This is a genomic window from Allgaiera indica (genome assembly GCF_900106675.1).
Classification (GTDB): Bacteria; Pseudomonadota; Alphaproteobacteria; order Rhodobacterales; family Rhodobacteraceae; genus Acidimangrovimonas; species Acidimangrovimonas indica.
Genome location: NZ_FNOB01000043.1, coordinates 1 through 10,959 on the forward strand (window position 1 = coordinate 1; position 10,959 = coordinate 10,959).

A 10,959-nucleotide genomic window follows, 5' to 3' on the forward strand; every position below is an offset into this window, starting at 1 on the left:
CCGCGTCGGCGCGGGCAGGATCGGCGGCGCAGCCGGCGGTGTCGCCCATGCGCATGTTCAGCCCCAGCACCGGCAACCCGCAGGCCGCCAGCGCCCCGGCCAGCGCGCCTGGGTCCTCGGATTGCGCCTCGTCATGGAATTCCAGCGCCTCGAACCCGGCCGCCGCCGCCGCGGACAGCCGCTCCAGAAACGGGCGATCCTTCCACAAGAACCCGGTGTTGGCCGAAAACCTGTAACGTTGGCTCATTCCCATTCCACCCCGTAACGCGCCACAATCTCGGCCACATGATCTGGCGACAGCAGCCTCGGCGAGAGGCCCCGTGTCAGCAGCGCGAGTTTCGCGGTCTCCTCCAATTCCTCGATCGCGTAGACCGCGGCCTCGAGCGACGCACCCGCGACCACCGGCCCGTGGTTGGCCAGCACCACCGCCGAGCGCCGCCCGGCCAGTCCGCGCACTGCCTCGCCCATAGCCGGATCCCCCGGCAAATAGACCGGCAGCAAGCTCACCTTGCCGAGACGCATCACCGCATAGGGGGTGAGTGGCGGCAACAGGTTGTCGGCATTGACCCCAGGCAGCATGGAAAGCGCGACCGAATGGGTCGAATGCAGATGCACCACCGCCGCCGTCCGGCTGCGCGTTTCGTAGAAGGCCTCATGCAGCGGCATCTCCTTGGTCGGCGGATCGCCCTCGACCAGCCGGCCCGTGGCATCGAGCCGGCTCAGCCGGCCGGGATCGAGCGCGCCGAGCGACTGGCCGGTCGGCGTCACGAGCAGGCCCCCGTCAGGCAGCCGAACCGAGATGTTGCCCGAGGCACCCCCCGTCAGCCCACGCGTGAAAAGCGAGGCAGCGGCGCGGCACATGTCCTCGCGAAGCCGCACAACCTCAGTCACCTCCGCCCCCGTCCTTCGCGGCAAGTATCTTTGCGGCCTCGGCGAAGAAGTCCGGTCCGCCGAAATTGCCCGATTTCAGTGCGAGCACCAGGTCGCGTCCCGTCACCGAGAGTGCCGGGACGCCTGCAGCGATACGCGGGCCGACCTCCAGTTCGGCGATCTCGAGCGCACCGATCACGGCACCGGAGGTTTCACCGCCCGCCGCAATCAGCCGCCGGACACCCGCGTCGACCAGCTGCCGGGCCAGGCGCCGGAAGAAGCTCTCCACCGCCTCTGTCGCCACGTCGGCCCCGAACCGGTCCTGGTTGTAGCGCACGGCCTCGGGGTCGTCGGAACTGTAAATCAGCGGAAGCCCATGCTGCGCCCTTGCCCAGGCCGCGGCCGCTTCAGGCGTTTCCCGCCCCGCGATCAAGTCTGCAACCGAAATCTTGTAGGCCGGGGCGCCCCGCTCGAGATGGGTGGAGATCTGGCGGCGGGTCGCCTCCGAGCAGGAGCCCGACAGCACCGCCGCGGGTCCGTCGAGGCCCTGCCAGCGGGCCGCGGGCCGCTTGCTGTCGCCGAAGAGTTCGGGAAGGGCGAGCGCAATCCCCGAGCCGCCGGAGATTAAGGGAAAGCCCTTCGCGGCCCGGCCGAGCGCCCGCAGGTCATCGTCCTCGACCGCGTCGCAGACCACCAGTTGCCGTCCCGCATGCGCCTCGGCCAGAAGCGCAGCGCGCGGATCGCCGCGAAGCTGCGCCAGCGTGACATGCCCGACGGCGCGGCGGCTCTGACGTCCCAGCCATCGGCGGATGTCGGAATCCGTCATCGGCGTGATCGGATGATGGCGCATGCCCGTCTCGGACAGCGGCCGATCGCCGACGAAAAGGTGCCCCTGATAGACCGTCCGCCCAGCTGCCGGAAAGGCGGGACAGACGATGACCGGGTTCGCGGTTCCGCTCTCCTCTATCAGCGCATCCAGCACCGGGCCGATATTGCCCTCGGGCGTGGAATCGAAGGTGGAGCAGTACTTGAACATGATCTGCTCGCAGCCCTGGGCCCTAAGCCAACGATAGGCCTCGAGCGAATCCTGGACCGCTTGTGCTACGGGCGCGGACCGGCTCTTGAGCGAGACGAGCCCGGCCCCGACACCGGCGGGACGGGCGGCATCCGGCGTGCCAACGAATTGGACGACGGACATCCCTCCTTCCGCGAGCATCAGTCCAAGATCTGAGGCGCCCGTGAAATCGTCGCAGATAGCGCCGAACTTCATCGCAATGCTCCCGTCCTCATCGCGCCATGCCGGGCAGCGCGAGATCCGCGACCTGGGCGTAGAGCCGGGCCACCGAAGCGTCGTCATCTGCCGCCATGCCGGCTGCGGCGGTCATAAGGAACATCTGCAGCGCCGCCCCGGCCATCGGCACGGGGAAACTGCGGCTACGCGCCATGTCCATCACGATGCCCAGATCCTTGACGAAGATGCTGACCGCGCTGTGCGGGGTGTAGTCCCCCTCGAGCACATGCGGGATGCGGTTCTCGAACATCCAGGAGTTACCGGCGGATTTCGAGATCACCTCGTAGACTTTCGCGAGGTCGAGCCCTTCCCGGGAGGCAAATGTGATTGCTTCTGAGGCCGCCGCGATATGGACCCCCGCGAGAAGCTGGTTGACCATCTTGAAAGCGGCGGCCTGTCCGGGAGCGTCGCCCAGGCGATAGAGCGTCGCGGCCATCGCCTCGAGGGCAGGCGCGGCCCGCTCGAAAGCCTCGGGCGCACCCGAGGCCAGGACCGTCAGCGCCCCTTCCGCTGCCCGCTTGCTGCCACCGCTGATCGGCGCGTCTAGGAACAGCTTGCCCATTTGCTCGAGCCGGCCGCTGAGGGCCCGCGCGCGTTCGGGCGCCATCGTCGCGCAGGAGATGAACACCCCACCCTCCGCCATTGCCGCCGCACAGCCGTCTGGGCCGAATAGCACGTCCTCGGTCTGATCGGCGTTCACCACGACGCTGACAACCACGCGTTTGCCAGACGCGGCCGCCGCGGGCGCCGCAGCAGGAAGGCCACCGAACGCCTTCAGCCGTGCGGTGGCGGCGGGCTGCGGATCAAACCCGGACACGACGGCCCCTGCCCGTGCGAGGCTCGCCGCCATCCCGATGCCCATCGAACCGAGTCCGATGACGGCAACCTCCTGCCCCGCGCATTCAGCGCCGTTCGCGCCGTCTTTCGCTATTACTTCGCCTGGGATCATCGGACACCCTTTCTTAACTGTCGGCCGGGATCCAGCCGCCACATTCGGTCTTTTTCGCTGTCGGCCAGCCCGGTACGGCTGGCCGACGCTTTCGATGTCAGCCGACGTATTTACGCCAGTTGTGCTCTTCGCGGAAGCCGAGAAGCTCCTTCGCCTTGCGGTTCGACAGTAGCGTCTCGAATTCGCCGAGTTCGCCCTTCACCGGCACCGAGGGGTAGTAGCGCTGAAGCAGTTCCCTCGTCGGCAGATCCGACGAGACATCATCATTCGCCGCATTGAAGATCTGGAAGCCGAGGCCATCGGTCTCGATCCCGCGGCGAACAATCTGGCCCAGATCGCGCGCGTCGATATAGCTCCAGGCGATGCGCTTGCGGAAACCCGGCATTGCGAAAAACTCGGGAAACTGCGCGTATTCGTGCGGCTCGATGACGTTGCCTATGCGGATCGCGTAGATGTCGGCGCCCGAGCGGCCAGCGAAAGCCTGCGCGGTGCGCTCATTGCAGATCTTCGAGGTGGCATAGCTATCGCGCGGATCGACCGGATATTCCTCGTCGAGCGGGAAGTATTCCGGGTCGCGGTGGGTGTGGTTGAAGACGATGCCGTAGGTCGTCTCACTTGACGCGATGATGACCTTGGGAATGCCGAGCTTGGTCGCCGCTTCGAGGATGTTATAGGTGCCCATCACGTTGATGCGGTAGACCTCGTTGTCGGGCACGATCATGATCCGCGGGATCGCCGCGAAATGGACGACCGCGTCGATCGGCTCGGGTGCGAGGTTCTCGTCGAACTCGTGCAGCCCAGTATAGCTCGAGAGCGCATTGAACACCTGGCCGGAATCGGTGATGTCGGTGATCAGGGTCCGCACCTGAGGGTTGTCGAGCGGCTTGGTGTCGAGGTTCAGGACGCGGTAGCCGTGGTCGACGAGATGTTGAACGACATGCCGCCCCGCCTTGCCGCTGCCTCCGGTGAAGATCACTCGCTTCATAGATGTTCTCCTTGGTGTTGAAGGCAGCACGGTATCCCCGTGCTGCCCTCCGGTTTGGGTATCAGAAATGGTATTTGCCGATGTTTTCGGCGGTGAAGACGAGCGGCTTCGAGAAGACGATCACCTTGTTCTTCACCTCGAACGAGCCAAGGCCCGGCGCCTCGAAATGATCGTTCGGCTTCAGCGCGTTATTGTGGGCCAGGCGGGCAACATACATCACGAGCTGCCCCTCCTTCACCTCGTCCCAAAGCGGGCTAGCCTTGATGATGCCGGCCTTCACATATTGACGGATCGAGTCCGGATCGCTGGCCCCGGTGACGAAGATCTTGCCGGTCTTGCCCAGCTTCTGGACCGCTGCCGCGGCACCGACCTCGGCCGCGCCGTCCGGCGCGATGATCCCGGTGACATCGGGATGCGCCTGGATGATGTTGAGCCCCGCGGTCAGCGATTTCGACGGGCTCGACTCTCCATACTGCGTGGTGACGATCTCCATCTTTGGATACGCAGTCTTCATGTAGGCCTTGAGCGCGTCGATCCACGCGTTCTGGATCGTCGCATCCTTGGTCGAGGACAGGATCGCGATCTTCGCGTCCGGCCCTGTGTATTTCGCCACCGAGTCGACCAGCGCCTTGCCGAAGGCCGGGTAGGAGGTGTTCTGGATAAAGAAGTCGCGGGCGTCGGGCGCCACGTCACTGTCGTAAGAGACAACCTTGATGCCCTTCTTCATCGCCCGGCGCAGCGCCGGTGCCAACTCGGTCGGGTTGTTCGCGGTCGTGGTGATGACATCGAACTTGCGCGCGATCAGGCTGTTGAAGACGTCCACCTGTCCCTGGGCTGAGGCCGTCACCGGCCCAGTGTAAAGGAAGTCGATATTGAGCTTCTTCGCTTCCTTCTTCGCACCCTGTTCGTTGGCTTTGAACACCGAGAGGCCGATCAGCTTCGGCACCATCGCCACCTTAATGCGCTTCGACGTGTCGACCTTCTGGTCCGCCGCCAGTGCGCCCGTGGCGGTCACCGCGGCCACGCCGAGACATGCCGCAAGGGTTATTGCATTCTTCTTGAACTTCATGGTCTTTCTCCTCCTCCTTGGAATTTCCACAGTTCTTCAGCCCCCTGGATCCGGCTCACTCCGGCTCTGATCCGGTTGCCTCCGGACGCCGAAGAAGCGCCCAAAGCTGGTTCCCGAGGCCCGTCCCTCGCTTGTTGAAGAGATTTTTGACCGCAATCGACGTGATCAGGATCGCTCCGGTCACCATGGTGGTCACCATGTCCGAGAACCCCGCGATCATCATGCCCTGACGCAGGAAGCCGAGGATGAAGACGGCCAGGATGACGCCCAGCATCGTCCCCTCTCCGCCAAAGATACTGACGCCTCCCAGAACCACCATCGTCAGCGTGGCAAGGAGAAGCGGGTCGCCCATGTCGGGGCGCGCCGCGCTGTAATAGGCCGCAAGCACCAGTCCGGCGACCGCCGCCATGACGCCGCTCAGCACATAGGCGACCACCAGGATGCGCTCGACTCGGATGCCCGAATAGAGCGCTACCTCGCGATTGTAGCCGACCATGACGAGCTTCCGGCCATAGGCGCTACGCGCCACCAGCAACCAAAAGCCGAGACAGAGCGGCACGAACAGCAGCAATTGGTAGGGCAGGATCCCGAGTGCGCCGCCACCGAGCGCGTTGAAGGCATCGGGAAAACCCGAGGGCGGCGCATTCCCGGCAACCGCGGTGGCGATGCTGCCGTAGATGAAGCTGGTCGCGAGCGTGGCGATCAGCGGCTCGATCTTGAGACGGATGATGACCAAAACGTTGATTGCGCCGAGCAGCGCCCCGAGCAGGAGGCCGATCCCCGCCGCGACCCAGATGTTCATTCCGAAACCATGCCAGAGCTGCGCCACGACCACTGCGGTCAGGCTCGCCGTCGTCGAGACGGAAAGGTCGATGCCGCCGGTGAAAATGACCAGCGACAAGCCGAGCGCGACGAAGCCGAAGGGCAGGAAATTCTCGGCCATCGACAGAAGGTCGGGCATGCCGTCGTAGAAGCCCGGGGCCGCCCAGGAGAAGCCGACCAGCACAAGTACGAGCAGCACGACCAGCGTCATCTCCCAGCCGTCGAGCGGGAAATGCCGGCGATTGAACGGCTTCACGGTGTTGGCCTCGGAGCGCACAGCGCTGGCCGGGATCGCGTCCGGGCGGCTCATGCTACTGCCTCCGCGTCACGGGCGCGGTGGCGCCGAAGCCCGGCCTGGACAGTCGCGAGGATCATGAGCCCCTCCCCCGCCGAGTACCAGATCGCCGGGACGCGCAGGAAGACCAGTGCCGTCAGAACCACGCTCAGGAACAAACTGCCGAGTACGGTACCGATCAGGTTGCCGCGCCCGCCATTGATCGGCGTACCGCCGACCAGGGCCACTGCGATCGACTGCAGCTCGATATGATCGCCAGTACCTGCTGTCACCGTGGCGGAACCGGTGTAGCACAAGAACATCAGCCCCGCGAAAGAGGCGAGCATGCCAGACAGCGCGTAGACCGCGATCCGGATCCCGCCGACCGGGATCCCCGCGTTATAGGCGGCAGCGTCGTTGTTGCCGACGGCAAGCAGGGCACGGCCGAAACGGGTATAGCCCAGCAGGAAGGAGCAAAGCGCCAGCACCACAAGCAGCACGAGCACCGGAATGGGGATCGGCAGCCAGGGGACGAGGTAGCCATTGCCCAGATGTCCATATGCGGCGGGGATCGAGAAGACCTGCGTGCCTTGCGAATAGATGAAGATGAACCCGCTGTAGATGCTGTAGGTCCCGAGTGTGACCACGATCGGCGGGATCGACAGAGCGGAGACCAGGAGGCCATTGAACGCCCCGAGCACGACACCGATCCCAAGCGACAGAGCGAAGGCGATCCAGAGCGGCAGCCCTTGGGACTGCGCCAGCAACCCACACACCATCGCCGAAAGTCCCAGCAGCGGCGCAACCGACAGGTCGATTCCCCGCATCGCGATCACGAAGGTCTGGCCAAGCGCCACGAGCGATAGCACCACCGAGCCCAACAGCATGAAGCGCAGGTTCTCAAGGTGAACGAAGCGCGGCTGCAAGATGCCCAGCACCACCACGAGGGCAAGCGTCACGCCGACAAGCGCAACCTCGCGCCCCCGGCGCCTCAACACGCGCTCGATATCGTCCTTGGTTCCCATGCTCACGCCCCCGCCTTCTCGAATTCAGCATCCCGCGCCTGCGATCCGCCCACGTAGGAGGCGGTGACCGATTGCGGGGTAATCTCTTCGCCCGCCAATTCAGCGACGATCCGGCCCTCGTAGATGCACAAGACGCGGTCGCAGAGCCGCACCAGCTCCTCGGACTCCGAGGAGATCACCACCACGGCGGTGCCGGAGGCCGCCATCCGGTCGATCAGTTCGTAGATTTCTTCCTTCGCGCCGACGTCAACGCCGCGAGTCGGCTCGTCGAGAATGACCAAGCGCGGCTCGGTCGAGATCCATTTTGCAAAGACGACTTTCTGCTGGTTCCCCCCAGACAGTTCCAGCAGGGTCTGGTCGAGTCCCGCGCAGCGGATGCGAAAGTCACGCACTGCTTTCGCCCCGATCTCGGTCTCGTGTCCGCGGCTCATAAGCCCCGCGGTCTGGCGCACCCGTTCCATCCGGCTCGAGGTGATGTTTTCGGTGATCGTCATCGGCAGCACCGCGCCATGCCGGCCGCGGTCTTCCGGCACATAGGCGACGCCGCGGCGGATGAGGTCATGACTGGGGACTCCGGTAATATCCGTATTCCCCAGCTTGACCGTACCACGATCCACCTGCCGCAGACCGAAGATCGTCTCCGCGATCTCGGTGCGCCCCGCGCCGATCAGCCCGGCAAGCCCGAGGATCTCGCCACGGCGTAGCGAGAAATCCACGTCGCGAAAGCTCGGCTCGTGGGTTAGCCCCTTGACACTGAGCGCAAGCTCCTGCGTCACGTGGCTCTTGGTCCGACGCGAGACGGTGCGTAGCTCGCGCCCGACCATCAGCGACAAAAGGCTAGCGCGATCGAAGGCGCCGCGTTCGGCCGCGCCGACCATCCGACCGTCGCGCAACACCACGATGTCGTCCGAGATTTCCATAACCTCTTCGGTGCGGTGGCTGATGAAGCTCAGGGTATAGCCGTCTCCCGCTAGCCGCCGCATGATGCCGAAGAGGGTTTCGACCTCATGCGCAGTCAGCGGCGAGGTCGGTTCGTCAAACAGAATGACCCGGCATTCGTGCAGGAGCGCCTTTGCACATTCCACTAGCTGGAGCTGAGCGATGCTTAGGGTCTTTGCGGGTCGGTCGATGCCGATGTCCAGCTCCAGCGCATCGAGCACTGCGCGCGCCCGGCTTCGGATCGCGCGCCAATCCACGCGCTTCAGAAACCGCCCCGATGTCGGCATATGGCCGACGAACATCATCTCTGCGACGCTGAGCTCCGGCATCAGCATCGGCTCTTGCGGCACCAGATAGATGCCATGCGCATGCGCCGCACTTGGCGCCCCGAGCGACAACTCTTGACCGTCAAGTTCGATATGACCGCTGGTGGGACGTAGCTGCCCGGCGAGGATCTTAAACAGCGTGGACTTGCCGGCGCCGTTCTCTCCCATGATCGTAAGGACACGCCCCGCTCGCAGCGTGGCATCAACATCCCGCAGCACGGTTACCGGCCCGAAGCGCTTGCCGATGTTGCAGGCGCGGTAGATGCGACCCTCGTGGCCGCCCACGCCTGGCCCCGGGGATGCCGCCCACTGAGCGAATGACATGCCTTCCTCCCATCACCGCGCATCGCCTTTCCCGGCAAATGGTTGCGCAATCATTCTTTGACCATAGCGACCAGAAAATGATATCGCAATCATATTTTATAAAATGATTTCAAGGCGCAAGATTTGATATACGCAAAATATCTGGATTGTCCGCGTCCAGAGGGCTAGATTCGGCACCAAGGTCAGCGCAGGGCGGGCACGGGAAACGATAGCAGGCTTCTACATGGGCGAAAAAAGACAGGGCCCCGGCCAGGGGGTAACTTTGAAGGACGTGGCGCTGCGGGCTGGTGTCTCGCCGATTACGGTGTCGCGGGCCCTGAACCGCCCCGAGGTGGTCTCTCCCAAACTGCGCGAAAAGGTCGAGGCCGCGGCGCGCGACCTGAAATACGTTCAGAATCGCATGGCTGGCGCGCTCGCGTCTTCCGGCTCTCCGGTAATCCCGGTGGTGGTCCCTTCTCTCTCAAACGCCGTCTTCATCGAGGTGATCGAGGGTGTGCAGGAGATCGCACAGGAGGCCGGGTTCCAGTTGATGTTCGGCAACACCGATTATGACCTGGATCGCGAATACGAGTGGATTTCGATGTTTCTCGGATGGTCCCCTCCCGGGCTCATTCTGGCGGGAACCCGGCATCTACAGCGCACCCGCGCGCTGCTGAAGCATTACGGACGCCCCGTGGTAGAGACGATGGAATACAGTTCCCGCCCGCTCGACATGAATGTGGGGCTCTCGCACGTGAAGGCAGGCGCGGCGATGGCGGATCACTTGATTGCGCGGGGGTACCGGAACATCTGCTTCGCCGGATGCCGCCTCCGTGCGGATCACCGCGCGAAACAGCGTTTCGATGGCTTCGACAAGATGCTGGCCCAGCAAGGGCTGGCCCGCCGCCCGCCCCTCACCCGCGAAGTCCCGTCGAGCCCCGAGGTTGGTGGCGAAATGCTAGATCACATCCTGCGCGAGGATCCCGGCGTTGACGCGGTCTTCTTCGCCAATGATGACCTCGCCGCGGGGGCGATCTTGCGCGCGCAGAGGGAAGGGATTCCGATCCCTGACCGCATCGCAGTTGCAGGCTTCAATGGCCTTCCGATCGCTGCCCTCCTCACCCCAAGCCTGACGACGATTGCCTCGCCCCGCCGCGAAATCGGCCGCTTTGCCGCCAGGCAGCTGGTCCAACATATCTCGGGCCAACAGTGCCGGACGAAACGCCTCGACGTGTCGTTCGACCTGATCGCGCGGGACAGCACATGATGCCTCGCGCTGAAACCCGATGTTACGCAGTGGCTTCGTCCGGCGCCCGCCCTGCAGCCGCCATCGTGGACTGCCCCGACTGAGTGGTCCGGTGTGATTGTTAATGCACGGTGGGCCTCTGGTCTATCGGAACGAAGCTCTCCGGGGCCGGCGGGCGGTAACCCCACAGGCCTCGATCCAGTCATTCATCTACACCCAATGAAGGTTGACGTCCGGTGTCTCGATACGCGTCGGGCAAACATCCGGCAACCCGCTGTGTTTCGGCGTGCAATTTTGACCCCGTAGTGGAGTGCGCCCCTTGGGGTGGACAGGATCAGGCGGCGTTCTTGACCATTGCGCGGGCGTTGCGGTTTTCGAGTTCTGCAGGGCTGAGATAGCCACTGAGGCGCAGGAGCTCGAGCCCCATGCTCTTGAAGGTGGCCGGGCTTGGAACGTCGGCGCTGAGATAGAGGGGCTGCCCGTCGGGGCCTCTCGCCAGCACCTCGTGCCGCTTCAGGCCGCGGGTGACCAGCGTGGACTTCCCGCCGCCTGGCCCGTCGATCACCATGATGCCGCGGGTTTCCCGGACGGCGGAGAAACGCCGCGCCTCGGGCAGGAGGCCGCCGCCTTCGTCACGCTGGAGCAGGCGATCGAGGTGGGACGCGAAGATCGCGTCACGTTCCGTGGTGATGTGGCGGGCACGGTCAGCGATCGCAGCCCGCGTTCTCCGCTCAGCTGTGGTTTCTCCCGTTCTTGATGCACTTCTAGGGTGAGGACTCATAGCCAATAGATGACAGTTGCGGCAAGGGCGATGGCTGAGAGGAAGACCTTCGGACATCTATCGTATCGTGTTGCGACAC

The 10,959-nt window shown here is 64.4% G+C and carries 9 protein-coding genes and 2 pseudogenes; 1 reads left to right on the forward strand and 10 read right to left on the reverse strand.

The genetic code is table 11. The features are described from left to right. The 9 genes and pseudogenes from BLV97_RS19880 to BLV97_RS19920 all read right to left on the reverse strand — a co-directional run. Nucleotides 1-247, reverse strand: a pseudogene (locus BLV97_RS19880) (isomerase); the annotation flags it as partial. Then, on the reverse strand, nt 244-891 hold the full coding sequence (otnC, locus tag BLV97_RS19885) for a 3-oxo-tetronate 4-phosphate decarboxylase (protein WP_244521079.1): 648 nt from the start codon (nt 889-891) through the stop codon (nt 244-246). The pseudogene BLV97_RS19880 and the gene otnC, both read right to left, overlap by 4 nt. Then, the gene (gene otnK, locus BLV97_RS19890) at nt 884-2,140 is read right to left on the reverse strand and encodes a 3-oxo-tetronate kinase (protein WP_035840822.1); all 1,257 of its coding nucleotides are present in this window, start codon (nt 2,138-2,140) and stop codon (nt 884-886) included. The genes otnC and otnK overlap by 8 nt, the downstream gene beginning before the upstream one ends. A gap of 16 nt (nt 2,141-2,156) precedes the next feature. Further along, a complete protein-coding gene (gene ltnD / locus BLV97_RS19895) occupies nt 2,157-3,110 on the reverse strand; it encodes an L-threonate dehydrogenase (RefSeq protein WP_081824983.1) in 954 nt (317 codons plus the stop codon). 97 nt (nt 3,111-3,207) lie between these two features. Further along, a complete protein-coding gene (locus BLV97_RS19900; RefSeq protein WP_092164218.1) occupies nt 3,208-4,095 on the reverse strand; it encodes an NAD-dependent epimerase/dehydratase family protein in 888 nt (295 codons plus the stop codon). Nucleotides 4,096-4,156: 61 nt separating this feature from the next. Beyond that, complete coding sequence (locus tag BLV97_RS19905; RefSeq protein WP_035840807.1) at nt 4,157-5,164, reverse strand: autoinducer 2 ABC transporter substrate-binding protein; 1,008 nt, start codon at nt 5,162-5,164, stop codon at nt 4,157-4,159. Nucleotides 5,165-5,219: 55 nt separating this feature from the next. Further along, nucleotides 5,220-6,296 (reverse strand): ABC transporter permease, encoded by a 1,077-nt coding sequence (locus BLV97_RS19910; protein ID WP_035840805.1) that lies wholly within the window; start codon nt 6,294-6,296, stop codon nt 5,220-5,222. Further along, on the reverse strand, nt 6,293-7,285 hold the full coding sequence (locus BLV97_RS19915) for an ABC transporter permease (protein ID WP_051645964.1): 993 nt from the start codon (nt 7,283-7,285) through the stop codon (nt 6,293-6,295). Before BLV97_RS19915 ends, BLV97_RS19910 begins: the two co-directional genes overlap by 4 nt. Before the next feature lie 2 nt (nt 7,286-7,287). Continuing rightward, nucleotides 7,288-8,874 carry a sugar ABC transporter ATP-binding protein gene (locus BLV97_RS19920; RefSeq protein ID WP_081824982.1) on the reverse strand — a complete coding sequence of 529 codons (1,587 nt, stop codon included), beginning with the start codon at nt 8,872-8,874 and terminating at the stop codon, nt 7,288-7,290. A gap of 271 nt (nt 8,875-9,145) precedes the next feature. Between BLV97_RS19920 and BLV97_RS19925 the strand changes: the two genes are divergently transcribed. Then, nucleotides 9,146-10,120: a LacI family DNA-binding transcriptional regulator gene (locus BLV97_RS19925; RefSeq protein ID WP_244521080.1), complete on the forward strand. Its 975-nt coding sequence runs from the start codon at nt 9,146-9,148 to the stop codon at nt 10,118-10,120. A gap of 756 nt (nt 10,121-10,876) precedes the next feature. Here the strand turns inward: BLV97_RS19925 and BLV97_RS20965 are convergent. After that, a pseudogene (locus BLV97_RS20965) lies at nt 10,877-10,959 on the reverse strand (IS5/IS1182 family transposase); the annotation flags it as partial.